The sequence below is a fragment of the Planococcus sp. 107-1 genome (genome assembly GCF_021513255.1).
In the GTDB taxonomy this organism is placed as follows: Bacteria; Bacillota; Bacilli; order Bacillales_A; family Planococcaceae; genus Planococcus.
The window spans coordinates 2,400,974-2,427,709 of record NZ_CP090977.1 but is presented as its reverse complement, the minus strand read 5'-3'; the positions used below and the strand labels follow the sequence as shown (position 1 = coordinate 2,427,709).

Annotated in this window: 29 protein-coding genes, 2 pseudogenes and 1 riboswitch; of the genes and pseudogenes, 16 read left to right on the top strand and 15 right to left on the bottom strand. The window is 45.1% G+C overall.

All coding sequences use genetic code 11. The annotated features are described in order from the left end of the window. The first annotated feature begins 24 nt into the window (after positions 1–24). The 3 genes from L0M13_RS12715 to L0M13_RS12705 all read left to right on the top strand — a co-directional run bounded on the left by L0M13_RS12715 (position 25) and on the right by L0M13_RS12705 (position 3,064). Positions 25–1,167: a YeiH family protein gene (locus tag L0M13_RS12715; protein ID WP_235196848.1), complete on the top strand. Its 1,143-nt coding sequence runs from the start codon at positions 25–27 to the stop codon at positions 1,165–1,167. A gap of 143 nt (positions 1,168–1,310) precedes the next feature. Further along, complete coding sequence (locus tag L0M13_RS12710) at positions 1,311–1,640, top strand: hypothetical protein (RefSeq protein WP_235196847.1); 330 nt, start codon at positions 1,311–1,313, stop codon at positions 1,638–1,640. Between the two features lie 182 nt (positions 1,641–1,822). Continuing rightward, on the top strand, positions 1,823–3,064 hold the full coding sequence (locus L0M13_RS12705) for an NADP-dependent malic enzyme (protein WP_397443485.1): 1,242 nt from the start codon (positions 1,823–1,825) through the stop codon (positions 3,062–3,064). A gap of 104 nt (positions 3,065–3,168) precedes the next feature. Here L0M13_RS12705 and L0M13_RS12700 read toward each other — a convergent pair whose 3' ends face one another. Then, positions 3,169–4,344 carry an aminotransferase class I/II-fold pyridoxal phosphate-dependent enzyme gene (locus L0M13_RS12700; RefSeq protein WP_235196845.1) on the bottom strand — a complete coding sequence of 392 codons (1,176 nt, stop codon included), beginning with the start codon at positions 4,342–4,344 and terminating at the stop codon, positions 3,169–3,171. 104 nt (positions 4,345–4,448) lie between these two features. Beyond that, a riboswitch (SAM riboswitch) is annotated at positions 4,449–4,554 on the bottom strand. A 208-nt stretch (positions 4,555–4,762) separates the two neighbouring features. Here L0M13_RS12700 and L0M13_RS12695 point away from each other — a divergent pair. The 5 genes from L0M13_RS12695 (at position 4,763) to L0M13_RS12675 (ending at position 8,268) form a co-directional block, all read left to right on the top strand. Then, positions 4,763–5,068 carry an antibiotic biosynthesis monooxygenase family protein gene (locus tag L0M13_RS12695; RefSeq protein ID WP_235196844.1) on the top strand — a complete coding sequence of 102 codons (306 nt, stop codon included), beginning with the start codon at positions 4,763–4,765 and terminating at the stop codon, positions 5,066–5,068. Continuing rightward, positions 5,065–5,436: a hypothetical protein gene (locus L0M13_RS12690; protein WP_235196843.1), complete on the top strand. Its 372-nt coding sequence runs from the start codon at positions 5,065–5,067 to the stop codon at positions 5,434–5,436. The genes L0M13_RS12695 and L0M13_RS12690 overlap by 4 nt, the downstream gene beginning before the upstream one ends. 4 nt (positions 5,437–5,440) lie before the next feature. Further along, positions 5,441–6,094, top strand: coding sequence for a cobalamin B12-binding domain-containing protein (locus L0M13_RS12685; RefSeq protein WP_235196842.1), 654 nt, complete (start codon positions 5,441–5,443; stop codon positions 6,092–6,094). Then, positions 6,072–6,845 carry an STAS domain-containing protein gene (locus L0M13_RS12680; protein WP_235196841.1) on the top strand — a complete coding sequence of 258 codons (774 nt, stop codon included), beginning with the start codon at positions 6,072–6,074 and terminating at the stop codon, positions 6,843–6,845. The genes L0M13_RS12685 and L0M13_RS12680 overlap by 23 nt, the downstream gene beginning before the upstream one ends. A gap of 415 nt (positions 6,846–7,260) precedes the next feature. Further along, entirely contained in the window at positions 7,261–8,268 is a 1,008-nt protein-coding gene (locus L0M13_RS12675) for an LLM class flavin-dependent oxidoreductase (protein WP_235196840.1), read from the top strand. Positions 8,269–8,331: 63 nt separating this feature from the next. On the opposite strand, the gene L0M13_RS12670 is transcribed toward L0M13_RS12675, so the two are convergent. From L0M13_RS12670 to L0M13_RS12640, 7 genes and pseudogenes are all read right to left on the bottom strand, one after another. Then, positions 8,332–8,499, bottom strand: a complete 168-nt coding sequence (locus tag L0M13_RS12670) for a hypothetical protein (RefSeq protein ID WP_235196839.1) — start codon at positions 8,497–8,499, stop codon at positions 8,332–8,334. Between the two features lie 115 nt (positions 8,500–8,614). Continuing rightward, the gene (locus L0M13_RS12665) at positions 8,615–9,184 is read right to left on the bottom strand and encodes a hypothetical protein (protein ID WP_235196838.1); all 570 of its coding nucleotides are present in this window, start codon (positions 9,182–9,184) and stop codon (positions 8,615–8,617) included. A 93-nt stretch (positions 9,185–9,277) separates the two neighbouring features. Next, positions 9,278–9,706: a hypothetical protein gene (locus L0M13_RS12660; protein WP_235196837.1), complete on the bottom strand. Its 429-nt coding sequence runs from the start codon at positions 9,704–9,706 to the stop codon at positions 9,278–9,280. A 10-nt stretch (positions 9,707–9,716) separates the two neighbouring features. Then, entirely contained in the window at positions 9,717–10,163 is a 447-nt protein-coding gene (locus L0M13_RS12655; RefSeq protein ID WP_235196836.1) for a hypothetical protein, read from the bottom strand. Between the two features lie 148 nt (positions 10,164–10,311). Then, positions 10,312–11,034 carry an amino acid ABC transporter ATP-binding protein gene (locus L0M13_RS12650; protein ID WP_235196835.1) on the bottom strand — a complete coding sequence of 241 codons (723 nt, stop codon included), beginning with the start codon at positions 11,032–11,034 and terminating at the stop codon, positions 10,312–10,314. Continuing rightward, entirely contained in the window at positions 11,027–11,686 is a 660-nt protein-coding gene (locus L0M13_RS12645) for an amino acid ABC transporter permease (RefSeq protein WP_052650895.1), read from the bottom strand. The genes L0M13_RS12650 and L0M13_RS12645 overlap by 8 nt, the downstream gene beginning before the upstream one ends. 28 nt (positions 11,687–11,714) lie before the next feature. Next, a pseudogene (locus tag L0M13_RS12640) lies at positions 11,715–12,496 on the bottom strand (ABC transporter substrate-binding protein). A gap of 158 nt (positions 12,497–12,654) precedes the next feature. Here L0M13_RS12640 and pcp point away from each other — a divergent pair. After that, the gene (gene pcp / locus L0M13_RS12635) at positions 12,655–13,263 is read left to right on the top strand and encodes a pyroglutamyl-peptidase I (protein ID WP_235196834.1); all 609 of its coding nucleotides are present in this window, start codon (positions 12,655–12,657) and stop codon (positions 13,261–13,263) included. A gap of 39 nt (positions 13,264–13,302) precedes the next feature. Here pcp and L0M13_RS12630 read toward each other — a convergent pair whose 3' ends face one another. Next, complete coding sequence (locus tag L0M13_RS12630) at positions 13,303–13,962, bottom strand: HAD family hydrolase (protein ID WP_235196833.1); 660 nt, start codon at positions 13,960–13,962, stop codon at positions 13,303–13,305. Positions 13,963–14,138: 176 nt separating this feature from the next. Between L0M13_RS12630 and L0M13_RS12625 the strand changes: the two genes are divergently transcribed. Together L0M13_RS12625 and L0M13_RS12620 are read left to right on the top strand one after the other, a co-directional pair. Next, positions 14,139–15,290, top strand: coding sequence for an acyltransferase (locus L0M13_RS12625; RefSeq protein ID WP_235196832.1), 1,152 nt, complete (start codon positions 14,139–14,141; stop codon positions 15,288–15,290). A 23-nt stretch (positions 15,291–15,313) separates the two neighbouring features. Beyond that, positions 15,314–15,607 (top strand): hypothetical protein, encoded by a 294-nt coding sequence (locus tag L0M13_RS12620; protein WP_235196831.1) that lies wholly within the window; start codon positions 15,314–15,316, stop codon positions 15,605–15,607. A 100-nt stretch (positions 15,608–15,707) separates the two neighbouring features. Here the strand turns inward: L0M13_RS12620 and L0M13_RS12615 are convergent, their stop codons facing one another. From L0M13_RS12615 to aceA, 4 genes are read right to left on the bottom strand one after another with little or no spacing between them, the layout of a single operon-like run. Continuing rightward, positions 15,708–15,836 carry a YhfH family protein gene (locus L0M13_RS12615; protein ID WP_199876594.1) on the bottom strand — a complete coding sequence of 43 codons (129 nt, stop codon included), beginning with the start codon at positions 15,834–15,836 and terminating at the stop codon, positions 15,708–15,710. 19 nt (positions 15,837–15,855) lie between these two features. Further along, positions 15,856–16,479, bottom strand: coding sequence for an aldolase/citrate lyase/malate synthase family protein (locus tag L0M13_RS18360; protein WP_260107504.1), 624 nt, complete (start codon positions 16,477–16,479; stop codon positions 15,856–15,858). After that, entirely contained in the window at positions 16,370–17,449 is a 1,080-nt protein-coding gene (locus tag L0M13_RS18355) for a malate synthase (protein ID WP_260107502.1), read from the bottom strand. Before L0M13_RS18355 ends, L0M13_RS18360 begins: the two co-directional genes overlap by 110 nt. 13 nt (positions 17,450–17,462) lie before the next feature. Then, positions 17,463–18,752: an isocitrate lyase gene (gene aceA / locus L0M13_RS12605; protein WP_235196830.1), complete on the bottom strand. Its 1,290-nt coding sequence runs from the start codon at positions 18,750–18,752 to the stop codon at positions 17,463–17,465. 175 nt (positions 18,753–18,927) lie between these two features. On the opposite strand from aceA, the gene L0M13_RS12600 reads away from it, so the two are divergent. Continuing rightward, positions 18,928–19,578 carry a LytTR family DNA-binding domain-containing protein gene (locus L0M13_RS12600; RefSeq protein ID WP_235196829.1) on the top strand — a complete coding sequence of 217 codons (651 nt, stop codon included), beginning with the start codon at positions 18,928–18,930 and terminating at the stop codon, positions 19,576–19,578. Positions 19,579–19,646: 68 nt separating this feature from the next. Beyond that, on the top strand, positions 19,647–20,141 hold the full coding sequence (locus L0M13_RS12595; RefSeq protein WP_235196828.1) for a cupin domain-containing protein: 495 nt from the start codon (positions 19,647–19,649) through the stop codon (positions 20,139–20,141). Between the two features lie 256 nt (positions 20,142–20,397). Here the strand turns inward: L0M13_RS12595 and L0M13_RS12590 are convergent. After that, positions 20,398–21,761: pseudogene (locus L0M13_RS12590) on the bottom strand (aspartate kinase). 124 nt (positions 21,762–21,885) lie between these two features. On the opposite strand from L0M13_RS12590, the gene L0M13_RS12585 reads away from it, so the two are divergent. Genes L0M13_RS12585 through thrB form a run of 3 tightly spaced genes read left to right on the top strand, consistent with a single transcriptional unit; the run spans position 21,886 to position 25,138 of the window. Then, a complete protein-coding gene (locus tag L0M13_RS12585; protein WP_235196827.1) occupies positions 21,886–23,178 on the top strand; it encodes a homoserine dehydrogenase in 1,293 nt (430 codons plus the stop codon). Then, on the top strand, positions 23,175–24,236 hold the full coding sequence (thrC, locus tag L0M13_RS12580; RefSeq protein ID WP_235196826.1) for a threonine synthase: 1,062 nt from the start codon (positions 23,175–23,177) through the stop codon (positions 24,234–24,236). Before L0M13_RS12585 ends, thrC begins: the two co-directional genes overlap by 4 nt. After that, the gene (gene thrB, locus L0M13_RS12575; RefSeq protein WP_235196825.1) at positions 24,233–25,138 is read left to right on the top strand and encodes a homoserine kinase; all 906 of its coding nucleotides are present in this window, start codon (positions 24,233–24,235) and stop codon (positions 25,136–25,138) included. Before thrC ends, thrB begins: the two co-directional genes overlap by 4 nt. A 41-nt stretch (positions 25,139–25,179) precedes the next feature. On the opposite strand, the gene L0M13_RS12570 is transcribed toward thrB, so the two are convergent. Further along, positions 25,180–26,604: an NAD-dependent succinate-semialdehyde dehydrogenase gene (locus L0M13_RS12570; RefSeq protein ID WP_235196824.1), complete on the bottom strand. Its 1,425-nt coding sequence runs from the start codon at positions 26,602–26,604 to the stop codon at positions 25,180–25,182. Positions 26,605–26,736: the final 132 nt, after the last annotated feature.

Sequence of the window (26,736 nt, the reverse complement as noted above, 5' to 3'; positions counted from 1 at the left end):
TTAGAGATGAGGAGCAGAAGTATTATGGTTGAAAATGGTAAGAAAGCATCTATTCTCCGCCTGATTCCAGGTTTAGTGCTTTGTTTTATTGTCATGATGGCAGGAATCATCGGTGCGGATTGGATTGGCATCGGATTGCAGGCTGCGGGAATTTTACCGGAAGGCGGTGCTAGCCCGATATCAGGCATTTTTGTAGCCATCGTTCTCGGAATCCTGATCCGCAATCTTATCGGTTTGCCGGATGCATTTGCTAAAGGAATCAGTTTTGCCCTTAAATATGCATTGCGTGCGGGAATTATTTTGCTTGGTTTGCGTCTGAGCATGACCGAAGCTTTAAAATTAGGGGCATGGGGATTGCCGCTCATTGTGGCATGTATTTCCGTAGGACTTTTTGTCACATTATTTTTTACAGCAAAAATGAATCAATCCAAGCGATTAGGGACTTTAATCGCTACAGGCACCGGGATTTGCGGCGTTACAGCCATTATGGCGACAGCACCCGTCATTAAAGCGAAGGAAAATGAGATTTCTTATGCAGTCGCCAATATCACGATTTTCGGTTTGCTTGGCATGCTTTTTTATCCGTACTTGGCCAATGCTTTTTTCGCGGATGAGCCGATAAAAGCCGGGTTATTCCTTGGAACGGCTATCCATGACACTGCGCAAGTCACAGGTGCAGCCTTAATATACGATCAATTATATAATTCATCAACAGTGGTAGATGTTGCAACCATCACCAAACTGACCCGCAATGTTTTTATCATTGCAGTCATCCCGTTTGTTTCGTTCTTGTTCTACCGGAACAACAAAGAAAATGGACAGGCAGCCCAATTGCCGAAATGGTATAAATTATTCCCATTGTTTATTTTAGGATTTTTATTCTTGTCATTGTTGCGGACAATCGGTGATTCTACAATGGCTTCTTCCGGCTCGGCTTTTGGAATATGGGATCCGGGTACTTGGGAAAGTTTCTATAGTTTTTGGAGTTCGTTCGGTTCTACTTACATGCTCGGCCTAGCGATGGCAGCAGTAGGGCTTGGTACGAATTTGAAAGTATTTAAAGGAATGGGCATTAAGCCATTCTATATCGGATTTATCGCAGCCATTTCCGTCGGGATGGTCAGTTTACTGCTGATATCGTTATTTGGCGGATTGATTTCCGTGTAAATAATACAAAGGAGCCAGTGGCAAGTGCCACTGGCTTTTTCTATGGAGGAAAAGCTTACTCCGATTGAGAATCTAGGGGTAAACGTTTTTTGAAGAAGGGCTAAGGGTATGGAATCACAAAGGACATAAGGAGAGTGGATGAAATGGAAGTTGTAGCGAAAAGGGATTTGTTAAAAGACCGGTATGGCAATTATTATTTCGTTTCGTATGCTGGCAAAGATTCATTGACGCTTATAAATGCAGCCTTGTATTATGCCTTTAAGGAAATTATGAGTGAAGAACTTGTGGAAAGAGTAAAAGCGCAATACCCCAATGACGTCGCTTGCGGAAAATATTTTGCCGATCTTGTAAAGACGCATATTGATAAAATCGAAAAAGGTGAAGTTCCCGGAAACATTTACGATATTGAGGAAGTAAAAGGCAAATTCGATTTGCATATGAAACCGATTTACGATGAATCGTTTCATTTATGAAAATCTTAACATGAAGCTAAAAAGCTCCTAATGGGGCTTTTTTGTTTGTGATCCAAAATACCGAAAAGAAAGCGTTTTCAATTTTTAAACTCTCAGTCAAAAGTCCGAATATTACGAAAAAGACTTTCAATTTCCAGAAATCACTCTATAATGAACCATTATGTGTTAAAGGAGATGAAGCGATGTCGAATCTGAGAAATGACTCTTTGCAATTGCATCTGCAGCATAAAGGGAAGTTGGAAGTACGGTCGAAAGTGGCGGTGGAAAATGGACGCGATCTAAGTCTTGCGTATTCTCCTGGAGTGGCCGAACCGTGCAAGGAAATAGCGCAGGAGCCCGCCAAAGTCTACGATTACACGATGAAAGGCAATACAGTAGCCGTTGTCACAGATGGAACCGCTGTACTTGGACTCGGAAATATTGGTCCTGAAGCTGCCTTGCCTGTCATGGAAGGAAAAGCCGTACTTTTTAAAGAGTTTGCTGGAGTGGATGCTTTTCCAATTTGCCTTGGATCGACAGATGCCGAAACCATTATCCAGACCGTGAAATTATTGGAACCTGGATTTGGCGGTGTGAATTTAGAGGATATCTCTGCACCGACTTGCTTTATCGTAGAACAGCGTTTAAAAGAAGAAATGAATATACCTGTATTCCATGATGATCAGCATGGAACCGCCATTGTCACTTTAGCCGGCTTGATTAACGCGCTAAAGCTGATAGGAAAAGGGATTGCAGGGACGAAAATCATCGTTAACGGGGCAGGTGCTGCGGGAATTGCTGTGGTTAAGCTTCTTTGTAAATTCGGCTTTAACGACGTAATCATGTGCGATACAAAAGGTGCGATTTTCAAAGGCCGAACTTATGGTATGAATCCGTTTAAAGAAGAAGTTGCAGAGATAACCAACTTCGAGCGCAACGAAGGTTTGCTCCACGAGGTCGTTATCGGCGCGGATGTTTTTATCGGTGTTTCTGCAGAAGGTGCATTAACTGAAGAAATGGTGAGAACCATGGCGGAAGGCCCCATTATTTTTGCGATGGCAAATCCGAATCCTGAAATCTTGCCGCATGAGGCTAAGCGTGCAGGAGCCAAAGTAATTGGTACAGGACGGTCGGATTTTCCAAACCAAGTGAATAATGTATTAGCTTTCCCAGGCATATTCAGAGGGGCGTTAGACGTGCAAGCCAGTGAAATCAATGATGCGATGAAAATTGCAGCAGTTGAAGCCATTGCCGATTTGATTGAAGAAGATGAACTCCACGAGGATTATGTCATTCCAACTCCTTTTGATCTGCGCGTGGCTACAGCAGTTGCTAAAGCGGTAGCTGCTGCGGCAATCGAAACAGGCGTTGCCAACTATGCTGCTTGCCTAAATCAAGTTAATGAAAACAAAGATGATTTAACTGCAGCTATTGTCAGAGAATAACAATATATAGAAGAAAGCCGTTCATCTTTTGTAAAGGTGAACGGCTTTTTAGGTTGTGTAGAAGCATGAGAAAACTTGATGTCTGTCCGGGTTCGTATCTTGCTTTATTTAGTTAATACAGGTTGTGGGCTAGCTTCGCGTACTTTTTTTAATGCTTGTTCGAGATCTTCGAGCAAGTCATCAGCATATTCCAAACCAACGGACAATCGCAGTAAACCGTCGGTGATTCCTCGCTGCTCACGCTGTTCTTTTGGCATAGATGCATGAGACATGGTCGCTGGGTAGGAAAGAATTGTTTCAACTGCCCCGAGCGATACTGCGAAAACCGGAATTTGCAAGCTGTCGACGAAAATTTTGGCTGCGGCTTTATCGGCGAGGCGCAGGGACAGAACTGCACCTGCTCCACGTGCTTGGCGTTCATGTATCGGATTTCCCGGATGGAAACGGAAACCGGGGTAATATACTTCTTCTACTACGGGATGGCTATGCAAATAATCGGCAATAATTCGAGCTGATGCGGACGACTGTTTCATACGGGCACCAAGTGTTTTAATGCCTTGGATAAGTGAATAAGAATCTTGCGCCCCTAAAATCGAACCGAATGTGTTTTGGATAAAAGCGAGCCGGCTGCCGAGCTCTTCGTCTTTTGTCACAGCGAGTCCGGCAATGATGTCACTATGGCCGGAAAGGAATTTTGTAGCGCTATGCAAGACGATGTCTGCTCCAAGGTCAAGTGGGTTTTGATAAAGAGGCGTCATGAATGTATTATCGACAAAAGTTAAACAATCGTTCGCTTTTGCAAGTTTAGCTGCGATTTCAATATCTGTGATGTTCATCACCGGGTTAGAAGGCGTTTCAATATAGATGACTTTTGTATTTTCGCGGATGGCAGCGGCCATCTCACTGAGATCGGTCATATTGACGAATGTGTAGTCGATATTGAATTTATTCAGCACTTCTGTGACGAAACGATAAGTTCCGCCGTAGACATCTTCAGAAACGAGAACATGGTCTCCGGCAGATAAAAGCATGAAAGCAGAGGAGATCGCAGCCATGCCGGAAGAAAAGGCAAATCCACGGGTGCCGTTTTCGAGTTTCGCAATCGTTTCCTCTAATTTTTGACGCGTTGGATTGCCTGAACGGCTGTAGTCGAATGGTCCGAACTCATCGATATTGGGCTGATGATAAGTGGAGGACAAGTAAATAGGGACGTTGACTGCCCCTGTTTCTTTGTCTACGCCAGTTGAATGGATAAAACGAGTCTCTAAATGATTTGCCATCATGAAAACCTCCTATTAGTTGTAGAGAACGGTTCTGGTTAATGCATAGAAAAACGGGGCTTTCTTCAGCAAGAAGAAAGCCCCGTTTTATAGGGAACGCGTTCTTCTCATCTTTAAGGCATATGCCTTTTGGAATTAGCACCGTGGCCTTCGTCAGGCTGGTTGCTGAGACATCAAAGGGCCAAATCCCTCCGTCTCTCTTGATAAGAAATAAATAATATGAAGTTATGGATGTTGCGATGTCTTCAAGCTTAAACCATCTCACCAGAAACTGCAAGAGAAATTGTGAAAATATTCTTTTAAATGGAAAAAACGTTTTAAGATTTAAACGCTTTATAGGCAAATGGGCGATTTCTTTTAATTCGAAAGACGAAAGGTTATAATGGATATTAACACTTTATTTCAAAGGGGTAATCTGATGTATATTGTGACATCCACTGTTGTGGTGCCTGAAGAGAAGACTCAGGACCTCATTGATATTTATCGCAAACGTTCAAGACGAGTAGATAAAGCTCCTGGATTCCATTCTTTCCGGCTGATCCAGAATACAAAGAAACGCAATGAATTGACTGTCCACTTGGAATGGCATTCAAAAGAGGCCTACATGGAATGGGTAAGAAGCAATGAGTTCAAGGAAATCCATGATCTCGAAAAGCATTATCCGGACAAAGCGCTTGCCGGCATAGTGCCAAAAGTCCATCAGTATGAGGTGGTGGCAGAATGAAGCAAGATTTAAAGAAGCAAATTGCCAAAAGCATCGCGATTCAAATATATGAAGCATATCCAACCCTATGGGATCGTTTTGGAGAACGCGGATTTGACCATACCGAAAAAGACAATATGCATCATCTCGACCATTTGGAGACGGCGTATGGTTTGAACGATAGACAGGTGTTTCTTGAATATACATTATGGCTGGAAAAGGTATTAACGAGCCGAAATGTCGAGTCAGACTTGATCATAGATAATTTTGAAAGACTCATTGGATTATTGGATGCAGAAGTTGAACTGAAAGAAAGAGAATTTATGCAACAATGCCTTCAAGAGGCGATCGATTTGTTGAAAGGCAGCAATTTGAAGAAGGGAGGTTGATCAGATGATCCAACCAACCGAATTAGCCGAACTTTTTTTACAAGGCAACGACCGGGAAGCGCTGGTGCAAGTTCAGCAATTTCTCGACAGCCATAACCGGAAAAAACTTTTTGATCAGCTATTAACACCTGCCATGTACCATATCGGTGAGTTATGGGAAACGAATACCATTTCAGTGGCAGATGAACATCTTGCTACGGCGATTTGCGATTTTGTCGTTTCGATAATTGATAAGCGGGGAGAAGAAACGCATTCTTCAAAACGAAAAGTCATGGTATTAGGGCCTGAGGGTGAAGAACATTATATCGGATTGAAGATGGTCTCAAGCCTTTTCCGTGAAAACGACTGGGTTGTCCATTATTTAGGGCCGAATATGCCGCTTGACCATGCTATAGAAGCGGCCAATCGCTGGCAGCCAGACACCATCGCTTTATCAGCGGCGCTTGTCTATCGTCTGCCAACTTTAAAAGCTTATATCAAAAGTTTCAAAGAGCTGGCGCATGCTCCTGCAATCATCGTCGGTGGCCGAGCGGCTGCATTTGAAAGCAGCCGCATCCTGATTGATGAAGGCGCCATTTTAGTGAAGGACCTCGAGCAACTGGAACACTGGATTAAAACGGGAGAGGAGCCGGATGATGAATACAGAATATCAATATGATGCATTGCCGCTCCCGGCTTTTCGGTTAAACGAAAAGCTCTCCGTGGTCAATTGTTCCGACGAAGCTCGGCGTTTGTTTGGCGAGATTTCGTCATTCTTAGAAATCGTGGATGAAGCGAGTGCAAACAAAGCAAAGAAGATGCTTGCTTCTGGAACGGTGGTCGAAAAATTTGAACTGAATGTGATCGCCCAGCCAAGCAATCTGATTTTGGCAGATGTTTTTGCAAAATGGGACAGCCAATTTAGCTTATCTGTAATACTTGTGCCTAAAGACGGTAAAATGGAGAGAGTCATCCAGCAGCTTGGCCAGCTCCGTTCCCGTCTAAATGAAACCGATTATGATTTATTTTTGGAAAAAGAACGGACTGCGGACTTGTTGCAGCAAGTCCAAGAGTTATCCGCTCCTTGCATCCAATTGGATAGGGACCGGCTCTTAATACCGTTATTTGGGGAATTATCCAGAGAAAAAGTGGAAGCAGTCAGTTCCCGCTTGTTGGAAAATATTTATCAAGTAGATGCGGAAATGGTCATTCTGGACTTTACTGCAATGACTAAAATTACAAGTCAGGGATTGACCAGCTTAGAATCTCTTTTGCAGACAATCTCCGTGATGGGAACAGAAAGCATTATTTGCGGAGTGAAACCGATTCATGCTAAAAAGCTTCATCATCTTCAATCGCTATTGTCCGTAAAGTTTATTTCTTCTTTGCAGGAAGTAATTGCTTTGCGCCCAGAAACCAGCAAAAGCTGACTCGAAAAATCCCGAGTCGGCTTTTTTATGTGGCAGAAATTAGCGTGGGGATATGGGGGGACCTAAGCTTGTCGCGGCTGTCAAGGCGGCTCCGCTTTTCTGATTGTCCAGACTCCGGCAGCTAGCCGCTCGAGGTCGCTTCAGCCTTATCAGCAATGGCAAAACCCGCCATTACCGCTAAGGCTTCCAGCGCTTGTCGCGGCTGGCGAGCTGCCTGCGCTTTTCGTTGTCCAGTTTCCAGCGCCCAGCCCCTCGGGGTCTTAAGTCAGCCCACTGCGGAAATCAGGATTTCCTGTGTGTTCTGCCTTAAGCCTGTCGGGGCTAGATGGGCGCTTGCGCTTTTCTCGTCTGAGCTGATTGCATGCCTTTATTTGGCAAAATCGCTACAATATTAGTGACAAGGAGTGAAGATCAGATGAATCAAAAGAAATTTGAAAATGTTCCCTTATCCGTTTTGGATTTAGCGCCGATCAATGAAGGCAGCGAAACGGCTGAGTCTTTTGCAAATAGTGTAGAACTTGCCCAGCATGTAGAGAAATGGGGCTTTAACCGTTACTGGCTTGCTGAGCATCACAATATGCCAGGAATCGGCAGTTCTGCGACTTCTTTATTAATTGGCCATATTGCAGGCCATACGAATACGATCCGAGTGGGGTCAGGTGGGGTTATGCTGCCTAACCATGCACCGCTCGTCATTGCTGAACAGTTTGGAACGCTCGAGACGATTTATCCAGGACGGATCGATCTTGGATTGGGACGGGCGCCAGGGAGCGACCAGGCAACGGCTTATGCGCTCCGCCGAAATTTGCAGAGCAATGTGGATGAATTTCCGCAGTCTGTCGCTGAACTGCAGAATTATTTTTCCGATAACCCGGTTGGCCGCGTCAAGGCTTATCCAGGAATCGGCTTGAATATTCCTTTATGGCTATTGGGCTCAAGCGGCTATAGCGCCCAGCTTGCAGCAGTGAAAGGATTGCCTTTTTCGTTTGCCAGCCATTTTGCACCGGACTTTACGATGCAAGCCATGCAATTGTACCATCAGAATTTCAAACCATCGAAAGACTTGCAAGAGCCTTATGCAATGGTTGGGGTCAATGTGATCGCAGCCGATACTCAAGAACGGGCTGAGTGGTTAGCGACTTCAAGCCAAGCGCAAATGTTTGCTTTGATGCGCGGAATGCCAACAACTTTCATGCCGCCAATCGATAATTTGGAAGAGGAATGGACGGACCGTGAAATTGCGATTTTCCGTGAGAAATTGGATTCGGAATCGATGATTGTCGGGACACCGGATGTGGTTCGTGAAAAACTGCGCAGTTTCATCAATAAAACAAGAGCGAACGAAGTAATCATCAATTCGCAGATTTTCCACCAGAAAGATCGTCTGCGTTCTTATGAAATCATTGCCGAATTAATGGAATGAGCAAAAAATGACCCTGAGAAAGCATGGCTTTCTCGGGGCCTTATTTTGTTCTAAGATAAAATTTTAGTGAAGCTCTTCCGCCTTCTTGGCGTCTCGCTTCACTTCTTCAGGTGCATCATCCTCAATAGCCGCAAAATCCGGTCCGCCTTCGCCAATCATATTCAAAGCCGCATAATAATCTTCATCCAAGAGACGGGTAATTTCTTTTTGGTCCACTCGAGCGCGTTCCATGATGAAATAGCCTCCTTATGAATAAAATCGTTAGCTGAAGGATGAATTATTCTCTCTCTGTTAATTATACTGATTATTCTGTTTTATTGGAAGCGAATGAACTCGGATTTGCGTGTTAACGAGCAGAAAATCGTTTTGAAATACCGGCAATTAGAAATAAGGAGAAAAAGAGCAGGACCGCTACGATTATTCCGAGAGGCATGGCACTCAATTTGCTTTTAATAAAATTTGGCACGGTTGTTGCAGGGAGAAGCATGTGTTGCGGACGCTTCTCATTTTTATATAGATGCACAACCGTATTTCCTGAAAGAGCGGGTTTTAAGACACCTGCCTCTTTTTTTAGCCAAATTTCGATTTCGTCCGATTTAGCAATGTCCATCCGGGCTCCGCCTTCCATCTCGAGCCAAGACGGAATAAACGTATAATGCACTTCCACAGAGGAACTGGCATCTGCCTCTTCAAGGCCCTTAACGATCGAGGTGATCTGTAAAACCATCTTCCGTTCCTGATATGGGAAATTCGAGTCATCGATTTGTTCGAGCATCTCGTCTTCAATAACGGTGCCAATCAGATGGACTGGCGCTGCTTGTTTAATCGCTTTCACTTCATTTGGATCGGGTGCTGCGAGTGCAATTGCAGGAAAAGCGGCGAGCATGAAGAAAACGATTGTCCATATTTTGGCCATGAGATCCTCCCGTATTTTTAGAGTTAGACGCTTGAAGAGGACGATTGTTACAAAAAAAATCCGCAAAAGCGAAACTGCTTTTACGGATCCTAATCATTTACCTGAATTGATGTCAGCGTTCAGCATCATCGATTCAAAAAAGAGGGAAGGGGATTTTTCATTCCATTCTGCTGAAACCGTATCTGCTGTCCGATTTTCGTTTAAATCATAGGCAAGCTCTGTGCGAAGATCGTCTGTTTGTTCGACTTTAACCAATGGTCCAGCAGGCGTCAGCCAATTCAGTTGCTGTTGCCGGTTTTCAGCGGCAAATTGAACCCATTCGTCTTCCGTTTCTTCGGATTCGAAAAATGGAGTTTGGGCCAACATAAACCACGTTTGCACTTGGTGTTTTGGCGGGAGCCAGAAGCTTTTTAGCAAACTGCCTTCCTCTATAGTGAGATCAGGAATTTCGTGGCGCAGTTCCTGGACTTTATTGCCGTTTCCTAGAGGGATTTGGCGCGATACGTATAAGTTCCCTTGCAATATCTCATTCTCAGAAAAAGAGATTGTGCCAAAAGGGTTGCGTCGGGTCATTGCCGTATACCGGATCCTCATCGCGTGGCACCGGTTCGTCATTCCATGATTTCACTTTAGCTTCCTTTAAACCGTCTGTATTCAATGAAAGCGCATAAGGCATCCAACTGGTATTATCGATTTCTTCAAAAATGATTTTCACGCCATTTTCCAAAGTCCGCTCGACAAGGGTATAAGTACCAATCGGAAGCCCAAGCAACGTGATTTCATGTTCAGAAATAAGATCTTCATCTTCTTGTATAGGTTTTGCATCTGCTAGGGTGAAAAACGTCGGCTTTTCCACCATTAATTTCATTTCTCCTAGCGAGTAGACTTCTGTTTCGTTTTTCAGGAACATCATGCCGGTAAATAGGATCAGCGCCATGAAAAAGAAAACAGCTATTGAGAGTATAATCTTTCGAATCAACATTTCCACCTCTATTATTTCAAACTGCTTTGATTATATCATGAGGGCAGGTAAATAAACGGAGGAGATATGAGCATCGGATGAACAAGTGCTGGTTCATAAGGAAGTTGTGCGTAAATAGAAAAAAGCGCCGCTTTAGGCGCTTTTTTTATAAAACTTTCTCCAAAAAATCTCTCGCACGTTCTGTTTTCGGGCTGTTGAAAAATTCAATTGGCTGGCCGTCTTCCACCAATACGCCGTGGTCGAGGAAGATGACACGGTCTGCTACTTCGCGGGCAAAGCCCATTTCGTGCGTGACGACGGCCATTGTCATGCCGGATTTTGCTAAGTCCTTCATGACTTCGAGCACTTCTTTCACCATTTCGGGATCGAGAGCTGAAGTCGGTTCATCGAAAAGCATGAGTTCCGGTTCCATTGCTAAAGCCCGTGCAATGGCAACACGTTGTTTTTGCCCACCAGACAAGCTGCTTGGATAGGCTTTTTCTTTATCCGACAAGCCGACGCGTTTTAGCAATGTCCGCGCCTTTTCTTCAGCCAACGCTTTTTTCTCGCCTTTGACTTTCATCGGGGCATACGTCAAATTCTCCAAAACCGTCAGATGAGGGAAGAGGTGGAAATGCTGGAACACCATGCCAATTTGCTGGCGAATTTTCTGGATGTCTTTTTTGGGACCGGACAAGTCCTGTCCATTTACGATAACTGAGCCCGAAGTGGGTGTCTCCAACAAATTCAAGCATCTCAGGAAAGTTGATTTTCCTGAGCCGGAAGGGCCGATGATCGAGACCACTTCGCCTTTTTTGATTTCGGTGGAAATATCCTTCAGGACTTCGTTGTTTCCAAACTTTTTATACAGCTTTTCTACTTTAATCACTTAGTTTCAACCTCCGTTCGAACAATCTTCCAAGAACCGTCAATCCCATGACCAGACACCAGTAGATCAAACCGACGAACAATAGCGGTTCGAAGTTGCGGAATAGGTCGGAGCCGACGACTTGTGCGCGGCGCATCAAATCAAGATAACCGATGGTTGAAACGATGGCTGATTCTTTCGTTAGAGTGATAAATTCATTCATCAAAGCAGGAAGGATGTTTTTCAATGCCTGCGGCAAAATAATGTCTTTCATCATTGCGCGATAAGGGATGCCTAGAGCTTGTGCCGCTTCCATCTGCCCTTTATCCACAGCTTGTATGCCAGCCCGGATGATTTCTGAAATGTAGGCGGAAGAGTTTAATCCGAATGCCAGGATCGCAGAAAGGAAAGGCGAGATGTCATAGCCGGTTAGTTGCGGGATAGAATAATAAATAATCATCAATTGCAAAATCAGGGGAGTGCCGCGGAAAATCGATGTATAGGCATCAGCGAACCAACGCAGGGGTTTGATGCTGCCGATTTTGAATAAAGCTAAAATCGTCCCGAGAATTGCTCCTAAAATGATGGCAAAGAATACGAATTTCAACGTCACCCAAATCCCTTCCAACATGAAAGGGATATACGGGACGATTTGCGAAAAGTCTAAGTTCATTGTATCCAACTCTTTTCTCTCAGGAAGATTACTCTTGGATCTCCCATTTCTCTTTTAGTTCATCAATCTTGCCGCTTTCTTCCATTTCAGCAAGGACAGCATTCACATCTTCCACAAGATCGCCGCCTTTCGGGAAAGCAACGGCCATTCCAGGGGAAGCGGTTGTCGGATCATCAAATGCATCCAGGTCTTGGGCTTCGATATAGCCTTTCGCCACGGCTTTATCCATATAAGCTGCATCGATGCGGCCGGACAAAATCTCTTGGATCAAAGCTCCGGAATCATCCAATGCTTTCAGCTCGAAATTGATGCCTTCGTCTTCGATGATGCTATTCGCACCTTCTTCTTGAATTGTACCGAGCTGTACACCCACGACTTTTCCTTCGAGATCTTCAAGGCTTTTCACATCCGACCCTTTAGGGGTCAAGAACATCTCGCCGGAATGATTGTATTCTGTAGAAAAGTCGACGTTCTCTTTACGCTGTTCGGTCGCGGACATACCGGCGATAACCATATCCACACGGTCGTTTTGAAGAGCACCGATCAAGCCGTCAAATTTCATATCCGTAATTTCGAGTTTATAGCCGAGTTCATCTGCAATATGGTTGGCCAAATCAATATCAAATCCCACAATTTCCCCATCAACGTTGCGGGATTCAAAAGGGGGAATTCTGCTGAAGTACCCATTTTCAACACTTTTGTTTCATCCGAAGCTTCCGAGCTTCCTGAAGTTGAGTCATCATTTCCGCAAGCCCCAAGCATTAATGCAGCAGATGCAGCTAAAGCCAATAAAACATTTTTCTTTTTCATATGTAATTCCTCCAAGTTTTCGAATATTTATTCAACTAAATGAATTTTAACAAACTAAATGCAAATAATAAAGGGTTTTTTATTCGATTTAATGAATAAAAATGTATTTTAACTTTTCTGTATTTTCAGCTATAATAAAAGGGAGAGGTGTGAAGAGGATGAAAAAACTATTGTTGACCGGTTTTGAACCGTTCTCGGACTATACTGTCAATCCGACGATGAAAATAGTGGAAGAGTTAGACGGAGAAAAAATTGCTGGCTATGAGATTATCGGAAAGGTGATGCCGGTAGATTTTAATAAGTCAGGCAACCAATTCTTATCTTACATAGAAGAAGCCAAGCCAGACGCAGTGGTGTCGTTGGGATTAGCAGCGGGGCGCTTTAAGATCACACCCGAGCGTATCGCGATCAATTTTAAAGACGGGGCAGCAGACAACGAAGGGCATAAGCCGGTGGATGAAGCGATTGAGCTTGATGGAGAGCCTGCTTATTTATCAACGCTGCCTATCCGAAAAATGGTTGATCGCTTGATTCAAAATGGCTTGCCTGCAGATGTTTCAAATACAGCAGGTGCATATCTATGCAACAATATTATGTATGAAGGTCTTCATCTAGCTGCAATCCAACAGCTGAACATGCCGACTGGATTTATCCACATTCCCGCTTCCCATGAACTGGGGATAGAGCACGGCAATATTCCAAGTTGGCCGCACAGCGACCTAGTAAAAGGCATTCGCCTTTGCATTGAAGTGATGGGAGAAAAGTAAAAAAAGCGGTCCGCCGGTAATTCGGCGGATCGCTTTTTTTTAGATAATTTCCCAGTTTCGCTGTTCTGCCACAGTACGGAGGCGTGCTTCTGGTTGAACGGCTACAGGATGGCCGACAAGTTCCAGAACGGGCAGGTCGGAATGGCTGTCCCCATAGGCGAAGCTATTTGCCCAGTCGATTTCTTTTCCGGCCAATACTTCATGGATCTTCTTGGTTTTCATCGCCCCTTGTATGTGGTTGATCTTAGCTTGATGATCCAAGATGCTATTGGTATAAGGGATTTCCGTACCGATAATGGCCTGGATCGGCAAGTTATCGGTAACTGAATGAAGCAAAGGAGTGAAGGCGCCAGAAACGAGCATCACATAATCTCCCTTTTCGACATGATTTTTTAGCCGCTCAACAACTTTTGGGTTAAAATCATGCTGCATTTTGTCTGCAATCTCTGTGAAATAGGATTCCATTTCCGGTTTAGTAAAACTCTTAAGCGCAGTTAGGTAAGCTTGTACAGACCGTTCACGCATTTTTTGGACAGAGACAAGTTTTAATTTTGAACCGATATAGGGCGGCATAATCGCACGGTAGAACTGGCGATACCTGCTGCTGTGGGTCGGATGGTTTTTTAAATGGTCCATCATCAATTGAAAAGTTTCTTTTGAATACAGGGTTCCGTCAAAATCGAATATTGCTACACGCATGGAAATCACTCCGGTCGTTGTAAATTTCTTGTAATAACATCATAACGGAAACGAGTGGAGTCTTCTACTTGTTTATCCAATGTATTAAAGGAACCTAAACATGCTAATTTTATGATAAGATGGAGGGAGGCAAGAGTGGCACTTTCACTTTGCAATTTCTTCCGGAGGTAGTGGATTTGAAAAAAGAAATTAAATCGATATATTACATACGGGTGTTTGCAATGATGATGGTTGTTCTGGTCCATGTGACGGCGCCATATAGCCATCTGTTTTCACCGAATACGATTCAACATATGTCCTATCATTTTCTAAACAATATCGTGCGTGTAGAAGCCGGTCTGTTCATCATGCTCGTGGGAATTGTGTTTTTCTATAATTACCGGAACCGCGAATGGACCCCGAAAGTCCTTCTCGATTATTTCCGTAAACGGGTTGTATACATATTAATTCCATATGTTGTCTGGTGCATCATCTATGAAGCAGATGCAATCCACTACAACCATAAAGTGTTCGATCTCGCTGGCATTATAGACAATATTATTGACGGCGGCAGTAAATACCAGCTTCATTTTATTTCGCTGGTGGTTCAATTCTATTTGATTTTCCCGATTCTAATGTTCATTGTGCAAAAGTCAGCTTTCCTGAGAAAATATTTATGGCTCGTCGGCATTGTCATTGAATTCGTCTATTATTTTGCAAATCTCAAATATCAGTTAATCACGGGTCCGTTCTTTATGTCCACAATGGCGGCATTTTTGCTTGGCGCTTGGATCGGGCTTCATTATGAGGAATTGACCGCGAAAGTCACCAAAACCAAAACTGCTTGGCTCTTTTTGGCATTCCTTTCAATGGCGATCCCCTATGTGCTGATCCGCTATCAAAATGCGTTTAATACACGGGTGCCGATTCCAGAGGAATTATATAAATTGATCGGCATCGGTTTCCTGGTCGTGGGTGGAATTTTCTTCTTCTATCTATCAGAGCGCTTTGTCATGTCATTCGCGGAAAGCACCACGTTGAAAATCAAAAATATCGCCTATTATTCTTTCGGTTTCTATTTGATGCATCCTTACGTTATCACGCAAGTGAATATCTATTTTCCGATCAAGGATGGCTGGTATTCTTGGCATTTCATGATATTCTTCCAATACTTCTTGGTAGCCGTGATTTGTTATTTCGTCATTTGGTGGTTCCACCGCTTTATTCCTTTTGCAAGTTTTGTTTTCGGGAAGCTTCCAAAAAATGCACCTTTGTTCTGGCAAGTGAAAAAGCCTGCTTCAGCGGATGTTTACCCCGTTTCCAGTGAAGGGTATAGAAAGGAAACGTAACGAGTTTGACAGGAGGTCATCGCATGACGGAAAAACGGATCACGGTAGGATATGTTGAGTTGACAGAAGATGAATCACAAGAGCTTTATGAGCAAGTGAGCAAAGATAAAAAAATAGATGGCTATGAGGGTCTGCAAAGCTTGATGGAGGATTTCGATTCACGCATCATTGAACCGGAGTCTAAGCCATTGGCAGATGTACTGGATGCTGAAGAGGCGCCAGCTGAAGAAAAACCTCAAGGCATCCGTTTCATTGAAATTTTTAATAAACTAGAAGAAGATTCGCGTTACCGCATTCAATCGTCCAATCAAGATTGATGGATGGAACCGCTCCAGCAACTGCGCTGGAGCGGTTCTTTTTTGTCTGTAAGCAATAAAAAAGAAGGCTCCTCCATATGTGGAAGAGGCCTTCAACCGGTTATTCGTCTTTGCTTGCGATGCAGCGTTCGCATTCATAGATGATGGATTCACGTTGTTCTTTGATTTCGCAGCCGCATTCCCGGCATTCTTTCTTAGAGCGTGTTTCGTATGTTTTTGTCGTTTTCATAGGGATCTCCTCCAGTATGTTAGTTTAGTTTTTCATACCCTGGCAATGTCAAAAATTCGGCAAAATCATTTTGTAACGTCAGCTCTGTAAATAATTCGCGGGCTTCTGCGAAATGCCCTGAAAGATAAATGGCATCTCCGACAGTTTCTTTAATTGTATTGGCTTCTTCTTCGATGATTTCATGGAACAACTCAATCGTGATGTCCCGTCCATCTTCCAACATTCCATTTGGGTGGCGGATCCACTGCCACACTTGGGAACGGGAAATTTCGGCTGTGGCTGCATCTTCCATCAAATGATTGATGGGGGCAGCTCCGTTGCCGGATAGCCATGAAGCAATGTATTGGATGCCGACGGAGATATTGGCACGCAATCCGTCTTCCGTAATGTTGCCGGTAGGCACTTCCACCAAATCTTCTGCGCTCACCTGAACATCTTCCCGCTTCCGGTGAATCTGGTTGGGCGAAGGCATTAAGTCGTCAAATTGCTCCATTGCGACAGCGACCATTCCTGGATGGGCGACCCATGTGCCGTCATGGCCATCTGCCGCTTCCCCGCCGCTTGTCTTCCGCCACTTTTCGAAATGCCGCTTCGTTCGCTTCCGGATTTCCTTTGATTGGAATCTGTGCTGCCATGCCGCCAAGTGCCGGTGCATTCCGCCTGTGGCAAGTCTGGATGCATAATTGGGTATAGGCTCGCATAAACGGCACCGTCATCGTGACTTGTGCCCGGTCAGGGAAAAGGTATTCCGGACGGTTCCGCATGCGCTTGATAACACTGAAAATATAATCCCAACGGCCGCAATTGAGTCCAGCTGAATGGTCGCGCAGTTCATAAAGAATTTCGTCCATTTCAAAAGCTGCTAGAATGGTCTCGATCAGCACCGTCGCACGAATGGTTCCTTGCGGGATTCCGAGTTCGTCTTGTGCAAAAACGAAAACATCATTCCAAAGCCTTGCCTCCAAATGGCTCTCCATTTTCGGAAGATAGAAATAAGGACCCGTGTCCCGGTCAATCAACTCTTTTGCGTTGTGGAAGAAGTAAAGGCCGAAATCGACTAAGCTGCCTGAAGCAGCACGGCCATCTATCTCGATGTTCTTCTCGGACAAGTGCCAGCCGCGTGGCCGGACCATCAAGACGGCCGTGTCTTCTTGCAGAGAATATTTCTTTCCAGTGCCGGGCGCTTCAAAAGAGATTGTCCGCCTCACCGCATCACGCAAATTGATCTGCCCGTCGATGACATTGAACCAATTCGGTGCGGTCGCATCTTCTAAATCAGCCATGAACATCTTCGCGCCTGAATTCAATGCATTGATCAGCATTTTCCTGTTGGTCGGACCGGTGATTTCCACGCGCCGGTCTTTCATATCGTCCGGCAACGGAGCAATTGTCCAGTCGCCTTCGCGGATATGCTTCGTTTCCGGAAGAAAATCCAGCGGTTTTCCACGATTAATTTCTTGTTGGCGGTCTTGGCGCTGTTCAAGCAAACTGCGGCGCCTCCCATCAAAATGCACATGCAGTTTTTCAATAAATACCAATGCTTCAGGCGTTAAAATCGTTTCCATTTCGGGTGTCACAGTATTTTTAATGGAGACATTCGATTTCGTGATCAATCAAATCATCCTTTCATTTCACCGATTGGAATTGAGCCGTTTCAGTCGAACCTTTCATGGCAGTGGTCGAGCTTGTGCCGCCAGAAATGATTTGTGAAACTTCATCGAAGTAGCCGGTTCCAACTTCACGCTGATGTCGAGTGGCTGTATAGCCTTTTGCTTCACTCGCAAATTCAGCTTGCTGCAATTTCGAGTAAGCGGCCATGCCGTTGTCTTTATAATCATGTGCAAGCTCGAACATGCTATGGTTCAAAGCATGGAAGCCGGCCAACGTGACGAACTGGAATTTATAGCCCATCTTCCCAAGTTCCACTTGGTATTTCGCTATGGTTTCTTCATCGAGCTTCGCTTTCCAGTTGAAGGAAGGCGAGCAGTTGTAAGCGAGCAATTTGCCAGGGAATTTCGCATGGATTGCATCGGCGAACTGTTTTGCCTCTTCCAAGTTCGGATGCGAAGTTTCGCACCAAACTAAATCAGCGTATGGAGCATAAGCAAGGCCGCGTGCAATGGCTTGATCGATTCCAGCTTTCGTCCGGTAGAATCCTTCCGGTGTGCGTTCACCTGTGATGAACGGATGGTCTAATGGATCGATATCGCTGGTAATCAAATCAGCGGCATCTGCGTCAGTCCGTGCGATTAATACAGTTGGTACACCGAGCACGTCAGATGCTAAGCGGGCAGAAACCAAATTGCGCACAGCATTTTGCGTCGGCTGCAAAACTTTCCCGCCTAAATGGCCGCATTTCTTTTCTGAAGCCAATTGGTCTTCAAAGTGGACGCCAGCTGCACCGGCTTCAATCATCGCTTTCATTAATTCGAATACATTCAACGGGCCGCCGAAGCCTGCTTCTGCATCTGCAACAATCGGTGCGAACCAGTCGAATCCTTCATTGCCTTCGACATGATCGATTTGGTCGGCGCGCTGCAATGCCTGGTTGATCTTTTTGACAACCGTCGGTACCGAGTCGACCGGATATAAACTTTGGTCTGGATACATTTGTCCAGCTGAGTTGGCATCCGCGGCCACTTGCCAACCGCTCAAATAGATTGCTTCCAGTCCGGCTTTGACTTGCTGGACGGCTTGGTTGCCGGTCAATGCGCCTAACGCGTTGACGAAATCTTTTTCATGGATCGAGCGGAACAAACGCTCAGCTCCTTTTTTAGCTAAAGTATATTCAATTTGAATGGATCCACGAAGTTTAACGACATCTTCTGCGGAGTAAGGGCGTTCAATTCCATTCCATCTGCTGTCCTGCTCCCAGCTCTTTTTCAATTCTTCTGCTTGTTGTTGTTTGCTGACCATTTAACCATCCCTTTCGAATAAAAAATTTTAATTTCACTGTATTAATACAGTTTGTTTTGATGTATATTACTATATAACAGAATAGTTTGACTGTCTTGAATATTGGATAAAACGAGTTATTCGCGGATGGAAGAAAGGATTTCACGACAAAGACATTTGAAAGGGGAATCGCTGCATGGATAAGTTGGCATTGGAACAAGTGGGCTTCATTATGGGGGATTGGATTCCGAAAGAGGCTTCGATTGCGATTGCGGTAGAGGGGCAGTATGTCTATTACAAAGCAGGGAAACGGGATCTCCATATCGGTTTAGGCGACAAAGTTTTACCGGGGAGTGTAGCTGCCCGTACATATATGGAAGGAAAGCGAATCGAAATGCTTGTTGAAGAATCAATACTTGGAGCCGCTTATTTCGGTGTCGGCTACCCGATTGAAGCGGCTGGAAAAGCAGGTGTTCTAGTGATCATCTTGCCGCCTGACCACATGCTCCAGCCAACACAGCCCGTGCATTTTTTAACTGGAAAAGTGGAAGAAACATGGCGTCCAGTTCCGATCAATCGAATTTCACATATCGAAAGCAGCCAAAAGAAAACGTGGTTTTATGCAGAAGAGGAAACCTATTGTTCAATCCATACTTTAAAGTATTTGAAAGATCGCCTTCCGGATCTATTCCTGCCTATCCACCGTTCCTATATCGTCAATATTTCATTCATTAAAGAAATTTCACGGGATTTTAGCTCCAATTATTTAATGACAATGAAAGACGGTTCGATTTTGCCGATCAGCCAAAACTATGTAAGCACGGTAAGGGAGCGACTCGGTTTTTAAAACGTTCTCCGTTTTAAGCAAGCGTTACTGGGGAAGAGAGGGGGTAAGAAGACAAAGGAGTGAAACAGATGCCAGAGGAACAATTTGTACATTTTGAAGATGACGGATCCATCCCGAATAACCCGAGGCTCCCGGTAGTCATTTATCCAAGCGCATTTAAAGAAAATCCGGAAGAAATCGAAGCGGTATTCAACCGCAATGATTGGACGAATAGCTGGACAGACGGTGTGTTCGATTATCACCATTACCACAGCAATACACACGAAGTACTGGGTGTGCGTTCAGGATCGGCAAAAATCCAGCTTGGCGGAGAACAAGGAAAGCCTTTTGACGTCCAAACAGGCGATGTGGTCGTTTTGCCAGCAGGAACGGGCCATAAATTGCTTGAAAGCACAGAAGATTTCCAAGTGGTCGGAGCTTATCCAGACGGACTCAAGCCCAATAAAAAATTGGGTGAACAAGATGAACGGCCGGAAGTACTCGAAGATATTTTAGACGCCCCTTTGCCCAAATACGATCCGGTGCACGGAGAAGACGGCCCATTGCTAACGAATTGGTCATAAGAAAAGCGGAAAGAGCCATGGAGCTTCGAAAGGCATAAGGCGGACCGCAAGGAGGCTGTTGCCGCCGCAGTGGGCTGACTTATGCCCCGAGAAGCTGGCTCTTGCAGCTGGACAATAAGAAAAGCGGAGGCAGCTTGTCAGCCGCGACAAGCGCTGGAAGCCTTAGCGGAAATAGCCGTGTAGCTTCGACAAGCTGGCCAATTAGTCGAAAAATGAAAGCCCCCTGACATTAGAAAGTCAGGGGGCTTTAAATATTTTATAACGCATAAGACGGAACAAAGAACTCGTTATACAATTCCTTCAAGATTTTCTGTTCGTCTTTCTGAAGGACGCCGAACACCAAACTGACTTCAGAAGAGCCTTGGTTGATCATTTCGATATTAGCGCCGGTCCTAGAGATGGCTTCTGTAGCGCGGGCAGCGAGCCCGGTTGTATATTTCATGCCTTCACCCACTAGCACCACCATGGAGAAATTGCTGTTCAAATGGACGTCATCGGCGTTCAATTCATTTTTTACCCGGCTGACAATGCGGAATTCTTTTTCAGGAGTCAATTGGTGGCTCCGAATGATAACAGATAAATTGTCTATGCCCGATGGAATATGTTCATAAGAAACGTTTTCGTCTTCAAGAATTTGCAGCAGCTTCCGGCCAAAGCCGACTTCCCGGTTCATCAAATACTTACTGACATATAAAGTGGAGAAGCCGCTGTCTGCTGAGATGCCGGTAACGGGACGCTTGGAATAATCCCTTTCTGCAACAATCATCGTGCCTTGTGCATTCGGATTATTCGTATTTTTGATGCAGACGGGTACAGAAGCTTTAAATGCCGGCATTAATGCTTCATCGTGGAGGACAGCAAAGCCTGCATAAGACAATTCACGCATTTCACGGTAAGTCATCACTTCAATTTCCGCCGGGTTTTCTACGATCCGTGGATTCGCGGCGAAAACACAATCCACATCCGTAAAGTTTTCGTAAAGTTCCGCTTGGATAGCTGCGGATAAGATGGAACCGGTAATATCGGAACCGCCGCGGTCAAATGTCCGCAGCTCTCCGTTTTGAGTGAAGCCGAAAAATCCGGGGAAAACGGATATGGAGTTTTTCTCGCGCAAAGTCGATAAGTTGTCATTTGAAATCGGCAACGCCTGCACGCGGCGGGCGCTGCCGTGACGATGAGTCCCGCTTCTTTTGGATTGATGTATTCAGCTTGCAACCCGATGGAAGTTAAATAAGCTGCAACGAGCTTAGCGGAGTTGTCTTCGCCGCTCGCTTTGAATTGATCGAAGAATAGAGAAGGGTTTTCTTGGCTGAATGACAAACGGCCGGCAAGGTCAGCAGCTATGATAGCTGTAATTTCACTATCCAGCTCTAAATCGACAGCAATTTGAGTATAGCGGTCCACCACTTTTTGAAGAGCCGGCGCTGTATCTTGTCCAGCTAATGCAGCCTCGGCTAAATCAATTAAAAGGTCGGTTACTTTTGTATCGCCTTCGAATCGTTTGCCGGGAGCTGATACAACGATGACTTTTCGGGATGGATCTTCACGGATGATTGAGGCTACTTTTTTTAATTGCTGAGCATTTGCGACGGATGTTCCACCGAATTTACATACCTTCATCTTATCAAGTCCAATCTGTTAATAGTGAATTTAGGGTTGTGTTAAATTTTATATAATACTATAATGTCTTTATGTAGAAAACAACTGTATTTTCACAGTGTACACACCTTGGGAGGAATCGTCAATGAAAAATGAAATTTCAATCGGCTTGCTCGGACTGGGAACTGTCGGGACCGGTGTAGCTAAAATTCTGCAGCAGCATCAGCAGGACCTTCACCACAAACTTGGCGTACCTGTCACGATAAAAAAGGTGCTAGTCCGAAACCATAATAAGGAAAGATTAACAAGTTTAAATCCAGAAGTCTTCACGACCAATATTCAGGAAATTTTGAATGATCCTTCCCTTGATATCATTGTAGAAGTGATGGGCGGCATTGATGGTGCAAAGAAAGCAATCGAAGAAGCGCTAAAGTCAGGCAAGCAAGTCGTGACAGCCAATAAAGACGTGATGGCTGAATATGGACATGAATTATTAAAACTTGCAGATGCTGAGAAATGCGATCTGTTTTATGAAGCAAGTGTCGCAGGCGGCATCCCGATAATCCGGACATTGGAAGACGGATTAGCTTCTGACCGGATATCGAGTTTAATGGGGATTGTCAATGGGACGACGAATTTCATCTTAACGAAAATGAAAAAGGAAAATATGAGTTATGAAGATGCGCTAGCCGAAGCTACCCGGCTTGGATATGCAGAAGCAGATCCATCCTCAGACGTAGACGGTTTGGATGCAGCCCGGAAAATGGTCATTCTTTCTTCTTTGGCTTACTCGACGGAAGTCCATTTGGATGATGTACTCGTAAGAGGCATGAAAGAAATCAAAGATGGAGACCTCGAAATGGCTGGGAAATTCGGCTATACCATGAAAATGGTCGGATCATCCAAAAAAGATGAAGAAGGCATCGAAGTTTCTGTGGAACCTATTTTCTTAGCGAATTCCCATCCATTGGCTTCTGTCAATAATGAGTTCAATGCAGTATACATATATGGCGATGCAGTGGGAGAAACGATGCTGTATGGCCCGGGGGCAGGTTCGCTGCCAACAGCCACTTCAGTGGTTTCGGATATCATTGCTGCTTGCCGCAATCTGTTACTGGAAGTGAACGGCAAACGCGTCCATTCAGCACAGCACGAACGCGTCATCAAACCGGAAACGAGCCGGTATTCAAAGTATTTCCACCGTCTGCTAGTGAAGGACGAAGTGGGCGTTCTGTCGAAATTGACTTCTATCTATAGTAAAAACAATGCAAGCCTCCAGTCGGTCATACAAAATCCGGCAGCAAACGAAGGCCAAGCAGAACTGATTTTATTGACCCATCAAATTTCACGCCAGCAGCATTTGGACGTACTCAAAGATTTAGAAGGGACGGCAAGCGTCATCAGCCATTACCGTATTGAAGGGGAGGAAACAGCATGAGATGGCCAGGATTGATCGAACAATATAAAGAGTGGCTGCCAGTAAGCGATGCGACGCCGGCATTGACATTGCAAGAAGGAAATACGCCGTTGGTGCATTTGGAGAAATTATCAGAAGAATGGGGCATCAACCTATACGTGAAATTGGAAGGGGCCAATCCTACAGGGTCCTTTAAAGACCGGGGAATGGTCATGGCAGTAGCAAAGGCGAAAGAAGAAGGGAAAACGGTGCTTGTCTGTGCTTCTACTGGAAACACTTCCGCTTCGGCAGCGGCTTACGGTGCAAGAGCGGGCATGCGCACGATTGTCGTTATTCCAGAAGGGCGTATTGCACTTGGTAAATTGGCTCAAGCTAAAATGTACGGGGCAGAAATCCTTGAAATTAAAGGCAATTTTGATGAAGCATTGCAGATGGTCCGGGAAGTCGGCCAGGAAGCCGGTATTGCACTTGTCAATTCAGTAAATCCGTATCGCTTGGAAGGGCAGAAAACGATCGCCTTTGAAGTCATCGACCAATTAGGGCAAGTTCCGGATCTTTTCGCACTTCCTGTTGGAAATGCAGGGAATATCTCTGCCGCGTGGAAAGGCTTTAGCGAATATGCCGAGAAAACAGGCGAAAAGCGCCCGGTATTATTAGGTGTTCAAGCCGCAGGGGCAGCACCGATCGTCAATAATCACGTTGTTGAAAACCCGGAAACCGTGGCAACAGCTATCCGCATCGGCAATCCTGCCAGCTGGCAGCTTGCACTTAATGCGCTCGACGAATCGAATGGCACTATACTCGCCGCCACAGATGAAGAGATTTTAAAAGCCTACCAACTTCTAGCTTCAACAGAAGGCGTCTTCGCAGAACCTGCTTCGTGTGCGTCCATTGCTGGATTGAAGAAACAAGTCGAAAGCGGCATGATTGAAAAAGGCTCGACTGTCGTAGCGGTTTTGACTGGCAATGGCTTAAAAGATCCCGAAACGGCCATTTCAGTAAATGAACACAAGGCACAGCTCGTGCCTGAAGATATGGAACGATTTTGGGAGGATTTAAAAAAAGGAGTGAAATTATGAAATGGAATGATTTCACTGTAACTGTTCCAGCTTCAACAGCAAACCTTGGGCCAGGCTTTGATTCAATCGGGCTGGCACTCGATCTCCATATGACGATTCACGTTTCAGAAAATCCTGTTTGGGCTGTGGAATACGCGAATGAAGAGTATCGCCATCTTCCAAACTCAGCAGACAATTTGATTGTGCAGACGGCTGATAAAGTGGCGAGCCAATATGGAAAACTGCTAGCTCCGGCAAAATTGCTGATTGAAACCGATATTCCCCTGGGCCGCGGACTTGGCAGCAGTGCATCAGCAATTGCCGGTGGAATCGAGATTGCCGATTGCCTGTTGGGATTAAAGCTTACCAAGCAGGAAAAGGTCAAGATAGGCACTGAAATGGAAGGGCATCCCGACAATATTTCAGCATCTTTGCTTGGCGGTGCTACGATTTCATATGCAAATGGGGAAGATCTCGCAGTCGTGCACGTACCGAAAGCCGATATCGGAATCATCATCTTAGTGCCGCAGGAAGTTTTTTTGACGAGTGAGTCCAGAGGTTTGCTGCCGGAAAAATTGGACTATAAAAAAGCGGTCTGCAGCAGTGCGGCTGCCAATGTTGTGTCAGCTGCAATTGCCATAGGAGATTGGCAAACGGCTGGGCGCATGATGGAGAAAGATGAATTCCATGAACCTTATCGAAAAGGGAAATTTCCTGGATTCGATGAAATCCGTGCAGTTTGCAGGAAAGCGGGGGCATATGGGACCGCGATTAGCGGAGCGGGCCCGTCTCTCTTCATCGTGATGGAAAAAGGAAAAGAACGGGAGCTTAGCCGGATTTTAAGTAAGCAATTCCCACATTACGAATGTCTCGCAACCAAACCTGCTGAGACGGGGATCAAATCCGTTCAAACAGTTTTATAAAAACCAAAAGGCCCAGGGAGAAAATTCCCTGGACCTTTTTATTATAATTTGATTGAAATGTATTTGGTTTCAACGAATGCTTCGAGTCCTTCTTGTCCGCCTTCGCGCCCGAGTCCGCTTTCTTTCATACCGCCGAATGGTGCTTGTGCAGTAGAAGGGGAGCCGTCATTCCAGCCGACAATCCCGTAATCCAGGTTTTCAGCAAGATAAGTTCCGCGGGACATGCTGTCGGTAAAGAAATAGGCAGCTAAACCGAACCGTGTGTCATTTGCGAGTTTAACAGCTTCCTCGTCTTTCTCGAATGACATGATCGGAGCCACTGGCCCAAACGTTTCCTCATTCATCACAAGCATATCGGAATTGGCATTCACCAAAACGGTCGGATTGTAGAAGTAAGCGTGATTTTCAGATTTTCCGTCGCCGCCAATCAATACTTTCGCACCTTTAGAAACGGCGTCTTGTACATGTTTTTCCACTTTTTCATAGCCATCTTTATCTACGAGCGGCCCGATCGTCACTCCTTCGTCAAGGCCATTCCCGACTTTTAACTTAGCTGTCGCTTCCTGAAGCATTGATGAAAACTGATCAACGATGCTGGATTGCACATAGATCCGGTTTCCGCATACACAAGTTTGGCCAGCATTGCGGAATTTTGAAGCCATGACGCCTTCGACAGCGAGTTCTAGATTTGCATCATCGAGCACGATAATCGGTGCATGGCCACCGAGTTCCAAGGAAAGGTTAAGCATCGTTTCTGAACTTTGCTTCATCAATTCTTTGCCGATTTCAGTTGATCCGGTAAAAGTCAGTTTCCGCACATCCGGATGGCTCGTAAAGACCTTGCCAATTTTGCTCGCACTTCCAGTTACAAGATTGATAACGCCTTTTGGAAATCCAGCCTCTTCCGCCAGTTCGTAAATTCGAACCGCAGTGAGCGGCGTGAGTTTTGCAGGTTTAGCCACAAAGGTACATCCGGCTGCCAAAGCAGGGGCCATTTTGCGGGCCATCATGGCTGCCGGGAAGTTCCATGGAGTAATGGAAACAACGACGCCGACTGGCTGTTTATTGATTTGAATGCGTTTACCTTCTTTGCTTGCTGGAATCGTTCGGCCGTATAAACGTTTGCCTTCTTCTGCAAACCAAGAAATGAAAGACGCGGAATATTCAATTTCACCGATGGCTTCAGCTAAAGGTTTTCCCATCTCTTTTGTCAAGATTGCTCCGACTTCTTCTTTGTGTTCAAGAAGCAGGTCATGCCATTTCATTAACAATTCTGCGCGTTCATAAACCGTCGTCTTCGACCAGCCGGGAAATGCAGCCGCTGCCGCTTCGATGGCTGCCGTTGCTTCCGCTTCGCCGCCATTCGGAACTGTGCCGACTTGTTCACCGGTAGCGGGGTTCATGACTTGGATTACGCCATCTCCGTTTACAGTCCATTCGCCATTGATATAATGTTTGCCTTCCATTGTTCAATTCCTCCTTTTATTCACACCTACTCTAATTATATCTTTTACCTCTAACCCAAGTGCCTTAAACAAAACCATTTTTTCGGAATAAAAGCAGGAAAAACGGAAAGGACGAAAAAAATTTTAAATTTT